This is a genomic window from Streptomyces sp. NPDC058620 (assembly GCF_042717135.1).
Lineage (GTDB): Bacteria > Actinomycetota > Actinomycetes > Streptomycetales > Streptomycetaceae > Streptomyces.
In genome coordinates, this window is the sequence record NZ_JBHXQO010000003.1 from 48,332 (window position 1) to 68,848 (window position 20,517).

General features: G+C 70.7%; 20 protein-coding genes. 3 read left to right on the top strand and 17 right to left on the bottom strand.

Annotation, left to right across the window (positions count from 1 at the left end):
* Positions 1-13: 13 nt before the first annotated feature.
* Complete coding sequence (locus tag ACFWSK_RS04965; protein WP_383782059.1) at positions 14-448, bottom strand: hypothetical protein; 435 nt, start codon at positions 446-448, stop codon at positions 14-16.
* 174 nt (positions 449-622) lie between these two features.
* Here ACFWSK_RS04965 and ACFWSK_RS04970 point away from each other — a divergent pair, with 174 nt between their 5' ends.
* Positions 623-1,183 carry a GNAT family N-acetyltransferase gene (locus ACFWSK_RS04970; protein WP_383782061.1) on the top strand — a complete coding sequence of 187 codons (561 nt, stop codon included), beginning with the start codon at positions 623-625 and terminating at the stop codon, positions 1,181-1,183.
* Between the two features lie 138 nt (positions 1,184-1,321).
* On the opposite strand, the gene ACFWSK_RS04975 is transcribed toward ACFWSK_RS04970, so the two are convergent.
* The 10 genes from ACFWSK_RS04975 to ACFWSK_RS05020 all read right to left on the bottom strand — a co-directional run bounded on the left by ACFWSK_RS04975 (position 1,322) and on the right by ACFWSK_RS05020 (position 14,109).
* Positions 1,322-1,849 (bottom strand): GNAT family N-acetyltransferase, encoded by a 528-nt coding sequence (locus tag ACFWSK_RS04975; protein ID WP_383782063.1) that lies wholly within the window; start codon positions 1,847-1,849, stop codon positions 1,322-1,324.
* 157 nt (positions 1,850-2,006) lie between these two features.
* On the bottom strand, positions 2,007-3,380 hold the full coding sequence (gene mycP, locus ACFWSK_RS04980; RefSeq protein ID WP_383782065.1) for a type VII secretion-associated serine protease mycosin: 1,374 nt from the start codon (positions 3,378-3,380) through the stop codon (positions 2,007-2,009).
* A 26-nt stretch (positions 3,381-3,406) separates the two neighbouring features.
* Entirely contained in the window at positions 3,407-4,840 is a 1,434-nt protein-coding gene (locus tag ACFWSK_RS04985; protein WP_383782067.1) for a hypothetical protein, read from the bottom strand.
* Between the two features lie 66 nt (positions 4,841-4,906).
* Positions 4,907-5,422, bottom strand: coding sequence for a hypothetical protein (locus ACFWSK_RS04990; protein WP_383782069.1), 516 nt, complete (start codon positions 5,420-5,422; stop codon positions 4,907-4,909).
* A gap of 116 nt (positions 5,423-5,538) precedes the next feature.
* On the bottom strand, positions 5,539-7,890 hold the full coding sequence (locus tag ACFWSK_RS04995) for a xanthine dehydrogenase family protein molybdopterin-binding subunit (protein WP_383782072.1): 2,352 nt from the start codon (positions 7,888-7,890) through the stop codon (positions 5,539-5,541).
* A 91-nt stretch (positions 7,891-7,981) separates the two neighbouring features.
* Entirely contained in the window at positions 7,982-9,607 is a 1,626-nt protein-coding gene (locus tag ACFWSK_RS05000; RefSeq protein WP_383782074.1) for a 2Fe-2S iron-sulfur cluster-binding protein, read from the bottom strand.
* Positions 9,604-10,497, bottom strand: coding sequence for an FAD binding domain-containing protein (locus ACFWSK_RS05005; protein WP_383782076.1), 894 nt, complete (start codon positions 10,495-10,497; stop codon positions 9,604-9,606). The genes ACFWSK_RS05000 and ACFWSK_RS05005 overlap by 4 nt, the downstream gene beginning before the upstream one ends.
* Before the next feature lie 288 nt (positions 10,498-10,785).
* Complete coding sequence (locus tag ACFWSK_RS05010; RefSeq protein ID WP_383782078.1) at positions 10,786-12,417, bottom strand: beta-N-acetylhexosaminidase; 1,632 nt, start codon at positions 12,415-12,417, stop codon at positions 10,786-10,788.
* A gap of 1 nt (position 12,418) precedes the next feature.
* A complete protein-coding gene (locus tag ACFWSK_RS05015) occupies positions 12,419-13,270 on the bottom strand; it encodes a carbohydrate ABC transporter permease (RefSeq protein ID WP_383782081.1) in 852 nt (283 codons plus the stop codon).
* Positions 13,267-14,109: a carbohydrate ABC transporter permease gene (locus ACFWSK_RS05020; protein ID WP_383782599.1), complete on the bottom strand. Its 843-nt coding sequence runs from the start codon at positions 14,107-14,109 to the stop codon at positions 13,267-13,269. The genes ACFWSK_RS05015 and ACFWSK_RS05020 overlap by 4 nt, the downstream gene beginning before the upstream one ends.
* A gap of 110 nt (positions 14,110-14,219) precedes the next feature.
* Between ACFWSK_RS05020 and ACFWSK_RS05025 the strand changes: the two genes are divergently transcribed.
* Positions 14,220-14,384: a hypothetical protein gene (locus ACFWSK_RS05025; RefSeq protein ID WP_383782083.1), complete on the top strand. Its 165-nt coding sequence runs from the start codon at positions 14,220-14,222 to the stop codon at positions 14,382-14,384.
* Between the two features lie 168 nt (positions 14,385-14,552).
* Here ACFWSK_RS05025 and ACFWSK_RS05030 read toward each other — a convergent pair whose 3' ends face one another.
* Both ACFWSK_RS05030 and ACFWSK_RS05035 read right to left on the bottom strand, forming a co-directional pair.
* Complete coding sequence (locus ACFWSK_RS05030) at positions 14,553-15,035, bottom strand: hypothetical protein (RefSeq protein WP_383782085.1); 483 nt, start codon at positions 15,033-15,035, stop codon at positions 14,553-14,555.
* Between the two features lie 221 nt (positions 15,036-15,256).
* A complete protein-coding gene (locus ACFWSK_RS05035) occupies positions 15,257-16,696 on the bottom strand; it encodes a dihydrolipoyl dehydrogenase family protein (protein ID WP_383782088.1) in 1,440 nt (479 codons plus the stop codon).
* A 115-nt stretch (positions 16,697-16,811) separates the two neighbouring features.
* Between ACFWSK_RS05035 and trxA the strand changes: the two genes are divergently transcribed.
* Positions 16,812-17,195: a thioredoxin gene (gene trxA, locus ACFWSK_RS05040; RefSeq protein WP_383782090.1), complete on the top strand. Its 384-nt coding sequence runs from the start codon at positions 16,812-16,814 to the stop codon at positions 17,193-17,195.
* Positions 17,196-17,333: 138 nt separating this feature from the next.
* Here trxA and ACFWSK_RS05045 read toward each other — a convergent pair whose 3' ends face one another.
* The 4 genes from ACFWSK_RS05045 to ACFWSK_RS05060 form a co-directional block, all read right to left on the bottom strand.
* Positions 17,334-17,756, bottom strand: coding sequence for a helix-turn-helix transcriptional regulator (locus ACFWSK_RS05045; RefSeq protein WP_383782092.1), 423 nt, complete (start codon positions 17,754-17,756; stop codon positions 17,334-17,336).
* A gap of 54 nt (positions 17,757-17,810) precedes the next feature.
* On the bottom strand, positions 17,811-18,077 hold the full coding sequence (locus tag ACFWSK_RS05050) for a hypothetical protein (protein ID WP_383782094.1): 267 nt from the start codon (positions 18,075-18,077) through the stop codon (positions 17,811-17,813).
* Positions 18,078-18,136: 59 nt separating this feature from the next.
* Complete coding sequence (locus ACFWSK_RS05055) at positions 18,137-19,159, bottom strand: LacI family DNA-binding transcriptional regulator (RefSeq protein WP_383782096.1); 1,023 nt, start codon at positions 19,157-19,159, stop codon at positions 18,137-18,139.
* A gap of 180 nt (positions 19,160-19,339) precedes the next feature.
* Positions 19,340-20,512 carry a glycosyl hydrolase family 18 protein gene (locus ACFWSK_RS05060; protein ID WP_383782098.1) on the bottom strand — a complete coding sequence of 391 codons (1,173 nt, stop codon included), beginning with the start codon at positions 20,510-20,512 and terminating at the stop codon, positions 19,340-19,342.
* Positions 20,513-20,517: the final 5 nt, after the last annotated feature.

Genomic DNA, 20,517 nt, shown 5'->3' on the forward strand with positions numbered 1-20,517 from the left:
GTTCCCCCGCGGATTACTTCAGATACTCGTTGAGCTTGGACACGGAGATCAGGTCGCCGCCGATCTGGACGTCGTCCTTCTGGTGAGCGGATTTCGTGTAATTGAGATGGTTCGAAATCTGCGAGCACGCGTCGAGAAGCGTCTTCAAGTGCGTGTTCCACCGGTCGTGGACCTTCAGAAGACCCGAGCCGCTCTCGAAGTTCCCGTTGGTGAGCGCGATGGCCGCTTCGAAGGTCGAGGGCCGGGCGTGATCGCCGTCTTTCGAGACCCTGGTGCGCAGTTCGTACGCGTCGTGCCCGATGGCACCCAGGTTGTCCTGATTGACCGCAAGGTCGGCAGAGGACGGGCCGCCGGAACCGCCCGGCTCCGGGGGAACGCCATTCAGTCGCATATCGACCCGTTGCGTCGATTCCGCACGAAGTGTCGCCCACTCTGCGTCGAACGTCATGCATTCCCCCGTACTCGCGTATCGGATTCCATCGGAGCGGTTACCTCCACCTCGATGACGCACACGCTAACCGGCCAGTTTCAGCGACTCCACTCCGGGATGTGCACCACGTGGAGCGGCACCGGTCGCGTGCGAAGATCCGGGGACCGCACGTGATCGCTGAGGAGGACGGGAATGTTCGCGATATCCCTGGGTGACGGAGCAGAGCTGCGACCGCTGGAGCCCTGGCAGGCGGAGGAGTTCCTCGCGCACATGGACCGTGGCCGCGCGCACATCGGCCGGCACGTGGGACTTCCCGATGTGGTGCCCGACCTCGACTCCGCACGGAACTGGCTCCGGAAGCACGCCGACAAGACCGCCGCGGACACCGGCCGGATCTACGGCATCTGGCTCGACGGACTCCTCGTCGGCGGCATCCTCCTGCCCACCTTCGACGCCGCCGCGGGCACCTGCGAGGCAGGCTGCTGGCTGGAACCGGACGCGACGGGGCGCGGCCTGGTCACCCGTGCGCTTCGCGTGATCATCGACTGGGCGGTCCGGGAACGCGGAATGCACCGGGTGGAGTGGCTGGTGTCCCCCGAGAACACGCCCAGCATCAACGTGGCCAAGCGGCTCGGGATGACCCTCGAAGGCGTACAGCGGCAGAACGACCTCTACCGGGGCGTACGGCAGGACACCGAGATCTGGTCGGTGCTGGCCCCGGAATGGCTCTCCGCTCACCCCGCCAAGCCGTAGGGCACGCACCCGGAAGACGGCCACCGCAGGCGGAGGGGGCGTCCACCGCGGGTGAGGCGGGCGTCCACCGCGGGTGAGGCGGGCGTCCACCGCGGGTGAGGCGGGCGTCCACCGCGGGTGAGGCGGGCGGCGGCGAGGCTAGTCGCCGAGGATCCGCTCCCACAGCAGCCCGTCCCGCCAGTTCCCGTCGAGAAAGATCGAGGAGTGCGCGACGCCGTACGGGCTGAACCCGTTGCGGCGCAGCACCCGCTGCGACGGCAGATTCTCCAGATTGGTGGACGCCTCGGCGCGGTGCAACGCGAGTTCGTCCGTCATCACCCGGAGTACGAGCCCGACGGCGTGCCCGGCGTGCCCCTGATTCTGGGCGACGCCGGCGATCCAGTACCCGACGGAGCCGCGGCGCAAATGCGGCTGCGGCAGGATGCCTCCGACGGTGACCTGCCCGATCACCTGGTCGTCGGCGAGTACCACGCCCGGCCAGACCGCGCCGGCCCGGTATCCGGCCAGCAGGCTGTCGATCCGCTCCGCCTGGCCCTCCGGGGTGAAGAAGTCGGCCGGCTGGGCCGGTTCCCACGGCCGGAAAGCCTCGAAGTCCCGCACCCGATGCGCGGCTATCGGGGCGGCGTCGGTGGGCTCGATCAGGCGGATCCTGGTGCTGCTGCGCATGGGCTCGATCCTCGTCGCGGTGCGTCGGATGAGACGGCCAACTTCTGCTGGGACCGACAGAACCCCTTGAGGGGCGGTTGCAAGTGGTTGCGGAGGCTGCGTTGCGTGGGACGCTACGCAGCCTCCGCAAGCCTCGACTTCCCCTGCACAGGTCCGCTCAGACGCGGGGGTCCTGGGAGGGCGGGCCGCCGTACGGGGGCCGGGCGCCGGGGGTTCCGTGGGGCGGGGCGTAGGCCGGGTGGGGCGCCTGCTGGTACGGGGGCGGGGTGGGGGCGGCGGTGGTGCGGCGGCGGCGGGAGCGTGCGGCTGCGACGGCCACCGCACCACCAATGAGGGCGGCCGCTCCGACACCGAGACCGATCCAGAGCGCCGTGTTGCCGCCCTCGTCGTCGGTGGCGGGGGCAGCGGCGGCGGGGGTCTCGTTCGCCTCGGAGCCGCCCTTGGCTTGCGACGGCTTGGCGGACGGCATGGCGGACTGCTTCGCGGACTCGGCAGCGGCGAGGTCGGGGAGCGGGTAAACGTCGGCGGGGCCGGGGTCGCCGGGATTCGACAAGGCTGCCCCGGGGCGAACCGCACCATAGCCGATGTAGTCGTTGCGCTCGGCACCGCTGGTCGGGCCGCTGGCCGTGTCGATCAGGACCCGTAGGACCTGGTTGTTGGTCCAGTCCGGGTACTTGGACCAGATCAGGGCGGCTGAGGCGGAGGCGATGGCGGAGGCGTCGCTGGTGCCGGTGGACCTGCACAGCCCCGATTTCTGGCGGCCACACGCATGGACCATGTCCACTCCCGGCGCCGAAAGGTCAACCTGGCTGCCGTACTGAGACGTTGGTGCCTTCTTGAGGTCCTTGCCAAGGGACCCTACGCCGACAACACCTGGGGTTCCCGCTGGATATTCGAGCGAGTTATCCGTGTCACCTGTATTTCCGACAGCAGCAAAGATCAACGCCCCCTTTTTAAGGGCATACTTCACCGCATCGTTGATTTCCTCGCTACCCTCCTCGTTCCCCTGAGAAACATTGATTACCTTGGCACCGTTATCCACTGCAAAACGAATCCCGGCAGACAAGTCATCGCTGTAATTCTTGCTGCCTGTGGCCCCGTTGACCTTGCCGGTATCGTCGGTCATACGAACGGGGAGAATCTTGGCGCCTGGAGCCAGACCGAAGGCACCGTCGCCTCCACCGGACTTACCGGTACCGGCGATAAGTCCAGCCATTCCCGTTCCGTGACCGTCATAGTCGACGCGTTCATCGCCAGGAGAATCCTCGGCCAGGTCCTTCCCTTTGAGTACTTGGCCGAGCAAATCAGGGTTCGAAGCATCAACACCGGAGTCGATGACGGCGACGGTGACGTTCTCACCGGTGCTCATCTCCCACATCTCCTCGGCCTGCATGGCGTCGAGGTGCCACTGGTCGGAACGCACGGAATCCGCATGAGCAGGTACGGCTCCGATCAGCAGCAGCCCCACAACGACCGAGGCCATGGTTCCGGGGCGAGCGACTACCCGGTCGGTGCTCCTGCTGATCCGCATGCGATTCCTTTGCCAGTTCCTAGTACTCAGTCGACGACCGGCGGCACGATGCGCCGACCGTTCTGCTGCCAGGTCTCCTCGTCCTCCGTGAGGTAGTCCGGCCTCTCGCCTCTAGCCTCACGACGCGAGTCTCCCGGGCGCTGAGGCGTGAAGGATCCCCCACGCCCGACCGGACCTGCACCACGAGCGCCTTGGGCCGAGCCCCCACCCCTGACCAGGCCACTGCCTCCCGGCGTGAACGGGCGACCGCTGGAGGTGCCTTGCTGCTGCGGACGACCGCCAACGATTCCGCCGGTCTCACCCGCCAGACGGCGCCCGCCCAGCATGCCGTTCTGGCCGCCGGTGGGGCCGCCCATGCCCGGGCCGTGCCCCATGGGCGCACGGCCGCTATGGGTCCCTTCGCCACCGATCACGGTGCCACGGGGAAGTCCGACCATCGGCTTGCCCGACGACTGCGGGACCGGGCGTCCACCGACGATTCCGTTCTGACCCGACGGTCGGCCGATGGCCCCGGGGCCGGAGGTCGTGCTGGTCGCGGGAGGCATGGGCAGGCGCGAAGCGCCTGTCGACTTTCCTCCACCGCCCGACGTGGGCGGCAGGCCCGGGCCGCGCGCGACAACGGGTGGGGCGCCCCCGATCACCGGCGGCAAGCCGCCATCGGCCTTTCCTCCACCCGGCATGCTCGGCGGACTCGCAGAAGGGACGGCCGGAGCGGTTGGCAGCGTGGCTACGCTGTCGATCTCCATGTCCACGGGACGCAACACCGCATTGCCTGACGACGAGGGCGCCTGTGCCATTCGAGGAATCGCCGTTGCGCCACCTGTCGATTCAGGTTCTCTGGTGTACGCCGATACGCCACCCGCAATGCCACCTGTCGACCCGCCCGTAGCTCCACGGTCGTAGCCCTGCTCGTCGTGACGGTTCGTGTCCCGCTCCGGTACGAACGCCGCCGGGGGCGGCGGGAACTTCGGCTTGTCCAGAGCAGCGATCCGGTCCTTCGACAGCTCGTAAGCTTCTGCGAGCTTCTTCATCTCCCGTGCCGCCTCTTGGCGGTTCGCTTCCTTCTCGGCGAGAAGCGTCTCCGCAGACGTCCGCGCCACCGCCGAAGCGTCCGGATCGTTCCGCGCCGCCAGCGCCGCATCCAGGTTCGCCTGTGCACCGGCGTGCGTGCGTGGAATCGCTACCTGAGCCAGCGCGATCGCGTCGGACGCCTCGGCCAGCCGCTTCGACGCACCCTCGCTGTACTCGCTCAGACGCAAGGTCGCGTTGGCCAGGTCCGCACTCCAGGTGCGGAACGCGTTCGCGCCCTCACCCTTCCAGTCCACCATCTGCGGACGGATCTTCAGGTCCTCCGCAATCTTGGCGATCTCCGTAGCCGCACTCAACAGGCGGTCGGCCGCACCTTGCACAGCCCCGCTGTTGGCCTGATCGAGCCACCTGAGCATCCGCTCGTGCGACATGTCCTCGAACGATGTCCTACCCATCCCGCTCCCCCGCCTCTCCCCGCGCCAAGCCGCCCGTGATCATCACTTCCATGAAAGCCCGCCGGAACCCGAGGCGTCGCCCGTCTTCGGCTCCGCCGGCTTCGTCGGGTCCGGCTCCGGAACGTACTCGCCGCCGTAATGCTCCGTCGTGCTGTCGCTGATCGCGCGCATGCGCTCGCGGATGTCCTCGTCGAGGTTCTCGTAACCCTTGTGCGACGCGAGGACCGCGATGCCCATGCCCTCCATCGAGTCCGAGAGCATCTTCGAGAGGCTCTCCAGCTCCGTGATGACCGTCTTGTACGACTCGTACAGTCCGCTCGCCTCGGCCCATGCCGGGTCGCCGAACTCGGTGGACGCGACGCGGTCCTCGCCCACCTTCCTCGAGTCGGCCGGTGATGCCTTGAGGTCCTGGATCAGCTCATCTATGCGGTCGCGGAACTTCGTGAACGACTGGAGCTCCGTGACCAGGTCGCCCACCGTGTCCTGCACCGCACCGAAGATGCCGCCGAACGGCCATCCCGGAACCGGCCCCGCCCCTGACCCTGCGTCGCTCGCCACAGTGCCCTCCCCCGTTTACAACTCGCTAAAGCTTTGGAGATCACTGTAGTCAGCATCAGTGACAGCTCGCACCCCTGGGTTGCACGTGCAACGCGAATCACACCGTCATGCGCCGGTCATGCCTTGGGTGTTGAGACCGCAGCCTGCGGGCGGATCGGGAGGCGGTTGACCGGGCGGCCGGTCGCCGAGCGGACCGCCGACGCGACGGCCGCGGGGGATGTCACCACCGGCACCGCGGAGGCGGCCTTGGCGCCGAAGGGGGCCACCACGTCGCGTTCCTCGACGAGTTTGACGATGCGAATGTCCGGTGCGTCCAGGGCCGTCGGAAGCGCGTACCCGGTGAGGTCGGGGTGACGGATCAGGCCACGGGCGGTGCGCAGGTTCTCCGTCAGGGCCGCGCCGATGCCCTGGGTGACGCCCGCCTCTATGCGGACGGCCAGCTGCGCGGGGTTCAGTACGCGGCCCACGTCCTGGGCGACCGCCATCTCGACGACCCGGATCGATCCGAGCTCGATGTCGACGTCCACCACCGCCCGGATCGCGCAGAAGGCGAGGCCGACGAACGCGTCGCCCTGGCCGGACTCGTCGAGGGGTTCGGTCGGGTGGGGGCGGCACTGGGCCGTGGCCCAGAGTTCCTTGCCGTCCATGGCCTCCGTGACCGTCGTGGACAGCACGCCGTCGTACGAGGTGATCTTGCCGTCGGCGATCTGGAGGAGCTCCGTGGACATGCCGAACTTGTGGGCCAGCGGCTGGAGGAGCTGGGTGCGCACCATCTTGGCGGCCCGCTCCACCGCCCCGCCGGAGACCCAGGTGTGGCGGCCGTGCGTCGCCGGGCCCGCCGGGGGCTGGTCGGTGTCGACCGCGGCCACGTGGACCTCTTCGATGCCCAGGGTCTCCTGCACGACCTGCCGGGCGAGGGTCGAGAAGCCCTGGCCTGTTTCGACCGCCGCGCAGATGACCGTGGCGATGCCGTCGTGGACCCGGACCGTGGCGGTGGAGACCTCGTCCGTGCCCTCCGCGCCGAGCATGTGGACCATGCCGAGCGCGTACCCGACCCCGCGCCGTACGGCGCCTGGCTCGCCCGCGCCCTCCGGGCCGCCGGGCAGCAGCCAGTCCTCCTCCGAGGAGTCCTTCGGCAGGGCGGGGAGCGGGAAGTCCCGTACCGCCCTGAGCAGTTCCGCGACCGGGGCCGGGCAGGTCACGGTCTGGCTGGTCGGGAGGATGTCGCCGGTGGACAGCACGTTACGGAGGCGGAGCTCAGCCGGGTCGATGCCCAGCCTCGCCGCCAGTTTGTCCATCTGGCCCTCGTAGGCCGCGCAGACCTGCATCGCGCCCTCGCCGCGTACGTGGCCGGAAGGCGGGTTGTTCGTACGGACGGCCCAGCCCTCGATGAAGGCATGCGGTACGACGTACGGACCGCATGCGAAGGCGACGGCCGCGGCCAGGGACTCGGACGAGGCGTCGGCGTACGCGCCCGCGTCCAGCAGGATCTGGGCCTCGACCTTGACGAGCCGGCCTTCGGCGTCCGCGTGATGGCGGTAGCGCAGGAGCGTCGGGTGGCGGTGGGCGTGACCGAGGAAGGACTCCTCGCGGGTGGCGGCCAGTTTGACCGGGCAGCCCGTGCGCAGGGCGAGCAGGCCGAGCGGGATCTGGAAGCCGGGGTCCTCGCGGTCGCCGGTGGCGCCGGGGACGCCGGTGACGACGACCTTCACGCGGTCCGTCTCCAGGCCGAAGCAGGCGGCGGCCAGGTCGCGGTCGGTGTGCGGGTCGGTGGAGGCCGTGTAGATCTCCACGCCGCCGTCGGGACGGGGCACGGCGAGACCGGCCTCGGCTCCGATCGGGGCGGGGTCCTGACGGCCGATGCGGTACAGGCCCTCGACGACCACCTCGCCCTCGGCCTCCGGGTCGCCGTAGCGCAGCGGAATGTGGCGGATGAGGTTGCCGTCGGGGTGCAGGGGCTCGGCGGTGAACGCCTTCTCCGGGTCGGTGACCGGTTCCAGGACCTCGTACTCGACGGCGATGGCCGCTGCGGCGAGGCGTGCCGTGTCCGGGTGGTCCGCGGCGACGGCGGCGATGGGCTCACCGTGGTGGCGCACCAGTTCGGAGGCGAACACGGGGCGGTCGACGACCTGGCGGCCGTAGGAGCGGTCCCCGGGGATGTCCTCGTGGGTGACGACCGCGCGTACCCCCGGCATCTCGGCCGCTGCCGAGGTGTCGATGGACAGGATGCGGGCGTGCGGATGCGGGGAGCGGAGTACGGACGCCCACAGCAGCCCCTCGGCCCAGAGGTCGGCCGCGTACGGGAAGGTGCCCTCGGTCTTCGCGCGGGCGTCGGCGGGCGGGAGCGAAGCGCCCAGGCCGAGCGCCGGCGGCTCCTGGTCCGGGCCGGAGCCGGGGACCGTGGTGTCCGGGAACGTGGTGCGGGTGGCGCTGGTCGCGTTGGCCGCGGTGGCTGCGTCGCTGCTCACGCCGCCTCCTTGTCATTCGCCCCGCTGCGGCAGCAGCTGTGGTCGGCCGGTGGGGTCGCGCTCGGGTTTCCGGCGGTCCTGCGTGCGTCGCTCACAGGTCGCCTCCCTCGTGCGGCTGAGGCTGGACACTACCGGCGCCCGGGGGCGCCTGGTGCGGGATGCGCGCTTCGTCGGCCGGCGCGGACGCGGACGTGTCCGCGTTCGCCTCGCGGCCCGCGATGACCTCGCCCACCGCGTCGAGCACTCCCCGGTAGCCGGAGCAGCGGCAGAGGTTGCCGCACAGGGCCTGGCGCGTCTCCAGTTCGGAGGGCGCGTGGTTGCCCTCGAGGAGGTCGTGGATGGTCATGGCCATACCGGGGATGCAGAAGCCGCACTGGACGGCCCCGCACGCGGCCAGGGCCCGCTGCACGTCGGACGGCTCGCCGTCGACCGCGAGGCCCTCGACCGTCCGGACCTCGCTGCCCGCCGCCGTGGCCGCGGGGACCAGGCAGGAGGCGACGAGACGCCCGTCGACCTGGACGTTGCAGGCACCGCACTCGCCCTGTGAGCAGCCGTCCTTGGCCCCGGCGAGGCCGAGGCGCTCGCGCAGCACGTAGAGGAGGGACTCACCGATCCAGGCGTCGCTGACGGGGCGGTCGGCGCCGTTCACGTGCAGGACGTACGAGGCGGATGGGTGATCGCTCGGGGCGCCCGTGACGGGTACGGCAGCGGCGGCGGGGTCCTGGCCGGGGACGGAATCGGAATCAACCAGGTCCGCCGGCGGGGCGGAGGTGTCGGGGGCGGGGGCGTGTCCGAGGTCGGTGGAGCCGGTGACCTCACCGGCCTCGGTGCCGTCCGGGAGCTCCGCGGCGGGGGCCTCCAGCGGCTCCGCGGCCGACGGGGCCTCCGCAAGCTCTGCCGCTTCCTCCGCCGCTTCGCCGGCGGCCGGGAGCGCGGTCCCGGCCTCCTCCGGCTGCTGCGTCGCCCACGGCGCGGGCGCGCCGCCCGGCAGCGTGGCCGGCCGGGCCGTGTCCGTGTACCACTGCGAGGCCAGGGTGGAGGTGGCGAACTCGCCGGACTCCTCCGGGAGGTCGCCGTCGGCGACCGGGATCGTCCACTGGCCGGTGTGTCCGGCCGCCCCGGAGCCCGCGGTGGGCTCGGCGGCGGCGGTCGTCACCTCGGTGAAGTCCCACTGGGCCGTCGTGGAGGACGTGACCGGGTCCTCCCGGTGCTCGTGCTGCTGGTTCGGGTCCGGCCAGTGCACGGAGGAGGGCGCGAGGTGCTCCCCGCCGGTCGGCGCGTCCGGTGCCTGCGGGTCATGCCGGTCCCGCGGGTCGTGCGTGTGCTGGTCGCGCGGGTCGTGCGTGTGCTGGTCCCGCTGGTCGCGCGGGTCATGCGTGTGCTGGTCCCGCTGGTCGCGCGGGTCATGCGTGTGCTGGTCCCGCTGGTCCTGCGTGTGGGCCTGCTGGTCCTGCGCCTGCGGCGTCTGCACGACCCAGCTGCCCGTCGACGCCGGGTCCAGGCCGGCGGCCGGCGTCAGCGGCAGGATCATGGGCGGTACGTATCCGTGGCCGGGGGCGGCCAGCGGGGCGTTGGCCAGGTCCTCCGGGGGCAGGTGGACGAATGCCGTCGCCTCGGCGTCGTACTCGCCGCTCTGCGGGGTCGGCTGCCAGCCGCCGTACTGCTGTGCGTACGGGTCGTGCTGCCCCTGCTGCTCGGTGGGTTCTTCGTTGCTCACGACAGTGCCCTCCCGAGCGCGCGTCGGGCCAGCGCGGCGACGGTGCGGCGCAGATGTTGTACGGCCGGGGGCAGAGGTGGTGCCTCTCCCCCGTCGGCCGGGGTCTGGTCCGGGATGCAGGCCGCGGCGACGTACTCGCCGAAGGCGGCCAGCGCGTCGGGGGCCAGGCCGCGTTCGCCGTCCCAGTCGATCAGCGAGGCGATCCAGCGTTCGGCCTCCAGGGGCCGCAGCGGCATCGGTGCGACGGCGCCGACCGCGCAGCGCACTCCGCGCCGGGCCGGGTCGAGGACGATCGCCACGGACGCGGTCGCACGGCCGGGACCGGTGCGGCCGGTGGCCTTCAGGAAGACCTGCGGGGCGTGCAGCAGCGGTACGCGGACGAAGCCGATCAGCTCGGCGGACGAGAGCATCTCGCGGCCGGCCAGCAGGTGCGAGACCGGGATCTCGCGACGGGAACCAGCGGGGCCCGCGACGACCAGATCCGCCTCCAGGGCGGCCAGTACCGGCAGGGTGTCGCCGGTCGGGGCCGCGCTCGCGATGTTGCCGCCGAGCGTCCCGGCGTTACGGATCTGGGGCGGGCCCGCGGCGCGCGCGGCCGCGGCGAGCGCGGGGATGAGGGCCGCGAAGTCGGGCCGTCCCATGCGTGCGTGGGTCAGTCCCGCGCCGAGCAGCGCATGACCGTCCTGATAGTGCCAGCCGCGCAGTTCGCTGATCCGTCCGAGGCCGACGAGGCCCGAGGGGCGCAGCAGCCCCTTGTTGACGGCCGACATCAGGTCCGTGCCACCCGCCACAGGAACGGCGGCGGGCATGGCACCGAGCGCCGCCACGGCCTCGTCGAGCGAGGCCGGCAGCGTCACCGACTGCATCGCCTGCGGTGCGTGAGTCGTCAACCCAGCTGCCCCTTTCCGGTCTCCCGGCTGTCCCGCCTGTTCCGCCGTACGGTACGTGCTCACAGCCCGGACGTGGCAACTCTGGCACATCTTCCGACCGGCCCGACGCGAGGGTCCACGAAGGGGGTTTCCGCCCCTGACCAGGAGGATGATCCTGATTCGCACCTCTTCGGCGCAGAGTGTGAATTGCCACTCTTAAGCGAGTCTCGTACGACTTATTCCCTTCGTGCGGGGGGGGGGGCTCACAGGGGGGCCGCAGCGGTCCCGCCCCGCACGAAGAACGGGTACCTACACGTTCGGGGGCGTTCCCTCGATCGGACGTCCCAGGACACCGGGGCGCAGTTGCCCGGGCAACGGGCCGCCCGGCGGCCGGTAGTCGACGCCGAGGGCGTCGAGCCGGGCGTAGTGCGTGACCATGCGGCGTTCGAACCCGGCGAAGTCCCGTTCGGCGGGGGCCGGGAGCCGGGACCAGGCGACCTCGGCGAAGGCGGCGAGCCGGGGGAAGACCTGGTAGTCGACGCGGGCCCGGTTCTGCATCACCTCGGTCCACACATTGGCCTGGGTGCCCAGGATGTGACGGGCCGCCGCCTCGGACAGGCCGGGCGGTACGGGTTCGAAGCGGTAGACGTCCTCCAGCGTGCGTACGTATCCGATGGGCATGGGCTCGTCGGGGCCGCCGTCCTGACGGTGGTCCAGATACACCTGCTGCTCGGGGCACATTACGACGTCGTGGCCCGCCTCTGCGGCGGCGATGCCCCCCGCGTAGCCCCGCCACGAGGACACAGCGGCGCCGTCGGCGAGGCCGCCCTCCAGGATCTCGTCCCAGCCGATGAGGCGCCGTCCGCGCGCGGTGAGCCAGGTGTCGAAGTGGCGGATGAACCAGGACTGGAGCTCGTCCTCGTCGGCCAGGCCGAGTTCGGCGATCCGGGCCTGGGCCGTCGCGGACTCCTTCCACTGGTCCTTGAGGCACTCGTCGCCGCCGACGTGGACGAACGGCGAGGTGTCGGACGGGAAGAGGTCGAGGATCTCCTCGAAGACGCCCTCGTAGAAGCGCAGGACGGTGTCGGTGGGGGCGAGTACGTTCGGGGTGATGCCCCAGTTGTCCCAGACGGAGAGGGTGGCCGTGTCGATGACGTCGGTGTTGCCCAGCTCGGGGTACGCGCTGATGGCGGCCTGCGAGTGGCCCGGGATGTCGATCTCCGGGACGACCCGGATGTGCCGCGCGGCGGCGTACGCCACGATCTCGCGGATGTCGTCCTGGGTGTAGTAGCCGCCGTGCGGGGTCTCGTCCCACAGATCCGAAGCGCGGTGACCGTACTTGGTGCGGTCCCGCCAGGCGCCGACCTCGGTGAGGCGGGGGTGGCGCTTGATCTCGACGCGCCAGCCCTGGTCGTCGGTCAGGTGGAAGTGGAAGACGTTCAGCTTGTGGGCGGCGAGAAGGTCGAGGTAGCGCAGGACGTCGTCCTTGGGCAGGAAGTGCCGGGCGACGTCGAGCATGAGGCCGCGCCAGGGGAAGCGGGGGCTGTCCTCGATGTGCGTGAAGGGGATGACGGTCTTGCCGCCTGGACTGACGGGCGCGCTGCGGAAGGCGTCGGGGCCCAGGAGCTGACGGAGGGTCTGCGCACCCCAGAAGACGCCTGCCGGGCCGCCTCCGGTGATCACGACGCCCAGGCCGGGCGTGGTGCGCAGCTGGTAGCCCTCGGGCTCCAGCTCCGGGTCCAGACGCAGCTGGATGGTGTGCTCTGCCCCCTCACGGCCCGGCGCGAGCGGCAGGCCGAACGCGGCTCCGAGGGTGGAGCGCAGCCACCGCTCGGTGGTCTCGGTGCCGGCCTGCGCCGTGATGGTGGTGGACCGGTCCAGGAGGAATGCGCACCGGCCCTGGTCGTCGGTGCGCGCGGGCTCGGGGATGAGGTTGGCCACGTCAGTCCTTAACCGCTCCGCCGAGTCCCGAGACCAGGCGTCGCTGTACGAGTACGAAGAAGACCAGCACGGGAATGGTCATCACCGTCGAGGCTGCCATGATCCCTCCCCAGTCGTTCTCGTCCGGTTTGAAGAAGACCAGCAGCGCCATGGGCAGCGTCGACTGGGAGGTGTCGCTGATGAGGAACGACTTGGCGAACAGGAAGTCGTTCCAGGTCGAGATGAACGAGAAGACGCTGGTCGCCACGAGGCCGGGGAAGACCAGCGGGAAGAGGATCTGCCACAGGAAGCGGGTGCGGCTGGCCCCGTCGATGTAGGCGGCCTCCTCCAGGGCTTCGGGGACGGCCCTCACGAAGCCGCGGAGCATCCAGATCGCGAACGGCAGCGAGAAGGCGAGGTGCGGCAGGATCAGCGAGCCGAGCGTGTTCAGCTGCCCGAAGTCCCGCATCAGGAAGAACAGCGGGATGGTCAGCGCCTCGACCGGCACCATCTGCGCGACCAGGAACATGATCAGCAGCGTCGTGCGGAACTTGAAGCGGAACCGGGTCACCGCCGTCGCCGCCAGGAAGGCGATCAGCGCGGACGCGATGACGACCGTGCCCGCGACGAGCAGGCTGTTGAGGAAGTAGCGGCCGAAGTCCTGCTGTTCGAAGACCCGGCGGAAGGAGTCGAGGGACGGGGACAGCGTCCAGGGCCGGGCTTCGGTGGACTGGATCTCGCCCGCCGGCTTGAAGGCCGAGAGCACCATCCAGTAGAGCGGGAAGGCCACCGCGGCGGCGACGAGCAGGGCCGCCGCCTCGGCGGCCAGCCGGCCGGGCCTGCGGACACGGAATCGGGTGCTGAGCGTGCTCACAGTTCCTCCCCCTGGCGCCGGACGAGGCGCAGGTAGACCAGGGTCACGGCCAGCAGGATCACCAGCATGACGACACCGATCGCCGAGCCGAGGCTGTACTGCGAGGACGCGAACGCCTTCTGGTACGCGTACACGTTGAGCACCAGGTTCTGGCCCGCGATGCCGCCGCCGCTGGTCATGACGTAGATCTGGGTGAACACCTTGAAGTCCCAGATGATCGACTGGATGGTGACGACGACCAGGATCGGCCGGAGCATCGGTGCCATGACCGACCGCCAGATCCGCCACTGCGAGGCGCCGTCCAGCGAAGCCGCCTCCAGGACCTCCGTGGGGATCGCCCGGATGCCCGCGTAGACGGTCACCATCACGAACGGGAACGAGCACCAGAGCACTTCGAGGAGCACCAGGGCGAAGGCGCTGTAGCGCCCGTACGTCCACGAGAAGTCGCCGAGTCCAAGGACCCGGTTGACCGGCCCGAAGTCGGGGTCGAAGAGGAACACCCAGACGGTGGAGCCGGTGACGGCGGGGGTCGCCCAGGCGCCGAGCGCGGCCATCATGAGCGCGAGCCGGGGCAGGGCACGGACCCGGGTCAGCAGGACGGCGAGCGCGCAGCCGGTCATGAGGGTGGCGAGCACGCAGGCCGCGGCGAAGACCACGGTCGCGAGGAGCACCTGCCAGAACTGGCTGTCGCCGAAGAGGGCCGTGTAGTTGCCGAACCCCTTGAAAGTGGTCGGCTCGCCGCCGCTGACCTGGGCCTGGGTGTACTCCAGGAAGGAGATCAGGCCCAGTTGGTAGATCGGGTAGACGAGGAGGGCGCCGAGGAGGACGAGCGCCGGCAGGAGGTAGAGCCAGGGCGTCCAGCCGGGCCGCCGCGCGGGTGAGACGGGGCGGCGGCGCCGGGGGGGGCGGGGGGGGGGCCCGCCCCCCCCCCACGGCCGCCACCCTGCGGTTGCCGGTCAGTAGCGTGGTACTCGTCGTCCTCCTGCTGGGAGGCTCCGCCATGATGCCCATCGTGATCCTGGCGGCGGTGATCGCCTTCGTCACCACGGAGCTGCTGCCGGTCCGGCCGGCGGTACCGCCCACGCCTCGGCCTGAGAACACCGCGGCCCGCTGAGCAGCCGGCACGTTCCGAAGACAGCCGCACGCGGAGAGGGGCTACGAGCCGGAAGCAAGGGCTGATGTCTTCCGGGCGCACCGAAGCCGGCTCTCCGGCGTGCGATGAGCCCGCCCCAGGGCACCCCTGGCCCGGTGGGGACGCGGGCGCCCTGGTGTACGGGGTGGGTCACGCGATGCCGGGCCCCTCCAGCGCCACGACGACCATCACCGGAAGATCGGTGTCCTGCTGGATCACACCGGCGGTCAGTATCCGGGCGTCGAGGGTCCACTTCTTCACCGCGATGAACTCGTCCCTGTCCGCCGCCGTCTGTTGGGCCTCGACGAGGTGGCCGGCGAGAGAGGATTCCTCGATCTCGGGGAGGAAGTCGGCCAGCGCCCGCTCTCCCTGCTCGTAGACGGCTTCCAGGTCGTCGAAGTAGCCCGACTCGTCGACGTCACGGATCCAGACGGCGAACGAGACACTGACCGCCCCACCGCCGAACGTCTGGATCCAGCCCCCGACGCCGTCCTTGTCCCACGACGTCTCCACGCCGTCGCGGGGCTTGCCCCCGGGCGTCCACTCCTGAGCCAGGAACCGCGCCGCCGCACCTTCGGCGGTCAGCGGGGCGAGGCCTCTGAGGTCTTCCAGCATTGCGATCACTGCAGCCATGAACTCATTTCCACTCATGCCATTGCCAGGCACGTGATACGCCTTCAGCTGCCCGCTGGCACAGGCCTCGGGGAAGGACTTGGACAGCACTTCGTTCACATGCGCGGCACCGCATTCACTGGGCACCATAAGGCGGGCGCCCTTGCCTCCGAGATCCTCGTCGAGGGCGAGCAGCCTGTCGGTCTGTGTGGTGAGCCGGCTCTCGTTGTCATACTTGAAACTCAGCCCCTGTACGTCTCCAGAAGCCGCAGCCACACCTCGCTGATCGTCGGGTATGCCGGGACCGCGTGCCACAGGCGGTCGATCGGGACCTCGCCCGCGACCGCGATGGTGGCGGAGTGGAGCAGTTCGCCGATGCCGGGGCCGACGAAGGTGACGCCGAGGACGGTCTCCCTGTCCAGGTCCACGATCATGCGGGCACGGCCCCGGTAGTCCTGTGCGTACAGGCCGGAGCCCGCCACCGAGGCCAGGTCGTAGTCGACCGCCCGTACCCGGTGGCCCGCCGCCTCCGCCTCCTTGAGGGTGAGTCCGACCGAGGCGGCCTCCGGGTCGGTGAACACGACCTGGGAGACGGCCGCATGGTCGGCCGTGGCCACGTGGGCGCCCCAGCGGTCGGTTTCCAGCAGGGGGACGTCCTGGGCGCGGGCCGCGATCGCGGCGCCCGCGATACGGGCCTGGTACTTGCCCTGATGGGTCAGGAGCGCCCGGTGGTTCACGTCACCGACGGCGTACAGCCAGGTGCTCCCCTGGACGCGGCAGCTGTCGTCGACGTCGAGCCAGGAGCCGGGTTCCAGGCCCACCGTGTCGAGGCCGAGGTCGTCGGTGCGCGGAGCGCGGCCGGTGGCGAAGAGGATCTCGTCGGCCTCCAGCTGTTCGCCGTCGTCCAGCTCGACGGTGACCGGACCGTCCGGAGCGGCTCGCCGCACCGCGGTGGCCGACACTCCCGTACGGATACGCGCACCAGCCTCGGTCAGCGCCTCGGCGACCAGTTCCCCGGCGAAGGGCTCCATCTTGGGGAGCAGCGCCTTCCCCCGGATCAGCATCGTCACCTCGGCGCCGAGGGCCTGCCAGACCGTTGCCATCTCGACGCCGACCACGCCGCCGCCCACCACGATCAACCGGCCAGGTACCTCCTTGGAGCTGGTCGCCTCGCGGCTGGTCCAGGGCCGGGCCTCGGCGATGCCGGGCAGGTCCGGGATCACGGCCCGGCTGCCGGTGCAGACGGCCACGGCGTGCCGGGCGGTGAGCCGGTGCTCCGTACCCTCGCGCGTGGTGACGGACACCTGCCTGGTGCCGGTCAGACGGCCTGCGCCCCGGTAGATGTGCGCACCGATGCCTTCCAGCCAGCCGGCCTGTCCGTCGTCCCTCCAGTGGGACGCGTACTCGTCGCGGTGGGCCAGAACGGCGTCCGCGTCGAGCGGGCCCTGCACGGCGGCGCTTAGCCCCGGAACCCGGCGGGCGTCCGCTCGGGCGACCACGGGGCGCAGCAGCGCCTTGCTCGGCATGCACGCCCAGTAGGAGCATTCGCCCCCGATGAGCTCGGACTCGATAACGGCCGTGCTCAGCCCTGCGGCCCTGGCCCGGTCCGCGACGTTTTCACCCACCGGACCTGCACCGATCACCACGACGTCGTATTCGGCATTCTCAATAGCTTCAGTCATGCGGACAGTCTGATCGTGGGTGTGCGCGACGGCCACATGGGCAGGCGGAATAGCGCCAGTGCAGTCACCGTTGTGCCCGACAGGTCCGAACGGGCCCAGGAAGAGGTATCAGAGCATGAGCACCGTAGAGCTCACCAAGGAAAACTTCGATCAGGTCGTGAGCGACAACGACTTCGTACTGATCGACTTCTGGGCTTCCTGGTGCGGCCCGTGTCGGCAGTTCGCGCCGGTGTACGACTCGGTCTCCGAGCGTCACCCCGACCTGGTGTTCGCCAAGGTCGACACGGAGGCCCAGCAGGAGCTGGCGGCGGCTTTCGAGATCCGGTCCATTCCGACGCTGATGATCGTCCGGGACAATGTGGCGGTCTTCTCCCAGCCCGGCGCGCTCCCCGAAGCGGCCCTCGAGGACGTCATCGGGCAGGCCAGGGCCCTGGACATGGACGAGGTACGCAAGTCCGTCGAGGAGCAGCAGAAGACTCAGGAGCAGAGTCAGCAGTAGGACGTGCTGATGCTGCGGTGACCGCGCATGCGTGATGGGGCCCGGTCGGTCTACGCCGACCGGGCCTCGCCACGTGGTGTCGGCCGGTACGGGGTGCGCAGGCGCACGTGTGCCGCGCGCTGACTGTGTGCTGTCCGGCTACGGAATGTCCGTGTTGCTGAGCGGTTCCCTGCTCCTGACGGGCCGGGTGTGGATCTTGGAGACGCACGCCGGGATGCCCTCGCCCTGGTCGTGACCGCGCGCCCGGTAGGCGCTGGGGCTCTCGCCCACCAGCTCGGTGAAGCGCGTACTGAACGTCCCCAGCGAGGTGCACCCGACCGCGAAGCAGACGTCCGTCACCGACTGGTCGCCGCGCCGCAGCAGGGCCTTCGCCCGCTCGATCCTGCGGGTCATCAGATAGCTGTACGGCGTCTCCCCGAACGCGGCGCGGAAGCTCCGGGAGAAGTGTCCGGGCGACATGTGGGCCGCGAGTGCCAGGGCAGGGACGTTGAGCGGTTCCGCGTAGTCGCGGTCCATCTGGTCGCGCGCCCGGCGGAGCCGGACCAGGTCCGAAAGTGTCACCCGTCCAGGATCGCACGGCCGCCCGTGCGGCGCGGGGCCGTCCGGGCAGAACTCTCAGTCGTCGGTCTTCTCGGCGATCCGGACCGTGAGCCCGTAGTCCACCTCCGCGCCGTCCACCAGGAGGGCCTCCACGGTGTGTGTCGCCGGGTCGATGTCAGCTTCCATGCCGTCCCCGGCATAGCGGGGATAGCCCGAGGCCCCGGTCTCACCGGTGGCCGCCACGACCGCCGAGCGGATGGCGGTGCCGGGGTCGGGGTCTCCGCTGCCGGACTCGGCGAACTCCGGGACCAGCAGGATCTCGTAACTCTGCGGATGACTCATGTCCACGACGCTAGACATCCGGTGTGCACCGCGCACGTCGTCGCGCCCGGGCGGCCGGTTCAGCTGGACTCGCGGGGTACGGCCGAGGCGCGCAGCAGGTCGTGGTGTTCCGGGGCTCCGCCGGGGTGGCGGACCAGCCGGTCGATCAGTTCGGCCGGGGGCTGACCGGCCGCCAGCTCCATCCGGACGCTGCTGAGCCGGGGGCGGAGCAGTCTGCCGAGCATGAGGTCGTCCGCGCCGATCAGGGCGGTCTGCCCGGGGATGGAGATGCCCGCGTCCTGGAGCGCGCTCATCAGGAGCATGGCGTACTCGTCGTTGTAGGCGAACACGGCGTCCAGGCCCAGCGTGTGCCAACGGGCGGCGAGTTGGGCCGCCGACTCCTCCTCGTACCGCAGCGGCAGCGGCTGGATGTGCGCGCCGTCCGCTTCCGCGGCGCGGCGTGCGCCCACCAGCCGGGGTTCGCCGAAGAGGGCGAGGCCCGGCTCCTGCGGCATGACCACGCCGATCCGCCGGCGGCCCCGGGCCAGGAGATGGGCGACCGCGCAGTGGCCGACCACCCGTTGGTCCATGACGAGGGCGTGCGCTCCGTCGACCGGCTGCGGTCCGAGCGTGATGACGGCCTTGGCGCCGGAACGGGTGAGGACTTCTATGCCGTACGGGGTGAGGGCGGGTCCGCCGGGCGAGACCACCGCGACGGGGCGCAGCTCGGCCCAGGCCCTGGCCGCCTCGTCGGCGTCGAGGCCCGCGCTGCCGTACTGGACGACGGTGTAGTCGAGGCGGCGCAGATCCGACTGGAGCTCGTGGAAGAAGCGCTGGTGGAGCGGGCTCGCCGGGATGTGCCAGGTGGGCAGGAGGACCATCCGGCTGTGTCCGGCGCGCAGGCTGCGGGCCGCCGCGTGCGGGACGTAGCCGAGGTCGGATGCCGCTTCCCTGACCCGGCGGCGGGTCTGTTCGCTGATCCGTACGGTCGCGTTGTTGTTCAGTACGTAGGACACGGTGGCCCGGGAGACTCCGGCCACACGGGCCACGTCGGCGCTGGTCGGCACGGAGGTCTCGGCGGGCTGCTCGGGTAACTGGGTCATGGCGTCCGGAGTCTTCCAGACCCGTTCGCCGGGCCGGTGCGCCGGGGGCACCGGAGGGCTGGGCCCGTTCAGCGGCGGCCCCGGCCGTGGCCCTCCGTCGCCCTCGGGCGCGGACCGGCCACGGGCGGGCGTTTTCTGCGGCACGGGCCGTCCTCGGCGCGCACCGGCCACGGGCCGAGGTCAGCCCCGGGCGAGGACCGGCCACATGCCGGGGTCCTCGAAGTTCAGCGCCCAGATGGCGGTGTTGCGGACGCCGTGGCGGCGCAGCACCGGCATGTGTTCGGCGATTCCACGGGCGTCCTGGTACCAGACCTCGCGGCGCTCGTCGCCGTCCAGGTAGCTGAAGTGCGGCGTCCCGGAGACCTTGTCGAACTGGTAGGGCGCCCCCTTCTTGATGCGGAGGGCTTCGGCGGTCTTCCAGGTCACGTGCCCGGTCTTGGCGCTGCTCTCCGGATCGGCCGGCCAGTCCCAGCCGTAGGCGGGCAGTCCCATCTCCAGTTTGGCCGCGGGGACGAGGGCGGTGGCGCGGGTCAGGATGTCGTCGTACCAGGCGGTGTCGGAGATGGGGCCCGGGGTGCCGCTCGACCAGTGCAGGTTGTAGCCCATGATCCGCATCCGGTCGGCGACCCGGCCGATCGCCGCGTAGTCCCAGATGCGCCCGGTGGTCCTGGTCTTGGGAAACACCGTGATCACACACTGTTTGCGCAGCTTGTGGAGGCGTCCGCAGAGGTCGGTGGCGAGAGCGGTGAAGCCGTCGCGGACCTGACGGTAGGTGCTCTCGCCGGTGGCGGCGATGGACTCGTAGTCGAGGTCGAGGCCGTCGTAGTCGCGCGTGCTGACAGTGCGCATCAGTGCGTCGGCGTGTTCCGTACGCTGCGCGGGGTCGGTGAGGATCGCGGCGAGGGCTCCCTTCTTCATCGTCTCCATGACGGTGGGCACGACCTTCGCACCCGCGCGGTGCAGCCCGTCGATGATGCGGCGCTCGCCCGCGCCCGGATGCGGGTCGATCCGGCCGGCCGAAATCGCCTGGTACCAGAAGGGGCTGACGGTGTGCAGCTGCTCCGAGTGGTGCAGTGCGTCCTGGTACGCACCCTCCTGGTCCCAGTAGGGCAGCCACGCCGACACGGTGCGCGGCAGAGCGGCGCCGCCGCCCGCGTGGGGCCCGGACTCGGAGCCCGGTGCGTTCGTCGAGAGGGAGGGGGGTGGCAGGGGGTGGGCCGGTACGGGGGCTGACGCCGCGGCAGAAGCCGTGGGAAGCAGGGCCGCTGCGAGCATCCCGGCGAGGGTGAGGGCGACGGTACGGGAAGGATGAGCGAGGAATCCGATGACCATGAGGTCGAGCCTGATGCCCATTCAGC